Here is a 964-nt window from a genome sequence, read left to right on the forward strand (position 1 = left end):
GGGAGAGTAGGTCACCGCCGGACATCTTTTGAGCGTGAAGGGCTCCACCATGACGGTGGAGCCCTTCACCCATTTAAGGCCGTTGACGGAAACCATGCCAACCTGCATAACCCCAACTCCGTTCCCGGTGCCCTGGCTGCGGGCCTGCCGTGCCGGCTCCCGCTGCCGCTGGGCTGCAGCTGCTGCTCCGTCGGGGGCGGGCCGGCCCGGGATTCCGGTGCTCCTGCCGCGGGGCGTTGGCCGTGCCGGCGTCCTGGCCCGGGTGTTGCAGGTGGCCGGCGCTGCCTGGTTTCGCTGCGGCATGCAGGTGGTGGTCCTGCCGGCCGTGGGGCCGGCGGCCGCGCAGCGGGAGGTGTCGGCTGGCGTTGGATTTTAAGCACACTTTCCCCGCGAGGTGCCGGTTGCGTTCTGGCGGCGGGCGGTCGGTGGATATCCGCGCGGATTCCGGATGCGGGCAGGGAGCCGCGGGCGCATTGAGTGCTTGGCCACACCGGCAGCGCCGCGGACGGGTCTTTGCCGCCGGTTCCGGTTTCGGGATAACGAACCTGGTTTTGCTGCCGTGCCCGTCCGGTGTGCGGCCGGCCGGGGCCGGCGCAGCGGATCCGGGAGTGGGAAGATCCGCATGAATCCGCGGTTTTCCGCGGCAGGCGGTGCTGTTCCCGGAGGCGGATTTGCAGTGGTCCGCGAAGGCGTGTAATGTCTTCCAAGCCACCGCAGCTAGGGAGCGAAAGCGCTTAGCAGGCAGGGAGGCCAACCCCTTCAAAACAATCACTTTCAAACGGTTCGATTTACCGTGCGGATGAGGTTGCGGGGACCGTGGTTGCAGCGGGAATCAGCCGGAAGGCGATTTGCGAACTGCTGCAGGATCGGGTAAATTTGAAAAGTTGCTCCGGAGCGATGGAGGGCCTTGAAGAAGGGTCCGACTGGTGCCGGGTGCTCCTGTTGTTTGAGAACTCAATAGTGT

The 964-nt window shown here is 66.0% G+C and carries 1 protein-coding gene; it reads right to left on the reverse strand.

What is annotated here, in order from left to right:
- On the reverse strand, nt 1–303 hold a 303-nt coding region (locus AC5RWO_RS21430; protein ID WP_498733950.1), incomplete at its 3' end, for a hypothetical protein.
- Nucleotides 304–964 lie beyond the last annotated feature (661 nt).

It is taken from the genome of Arthrobacter sp. B055-34 (genome assembly GCF_059090425.1).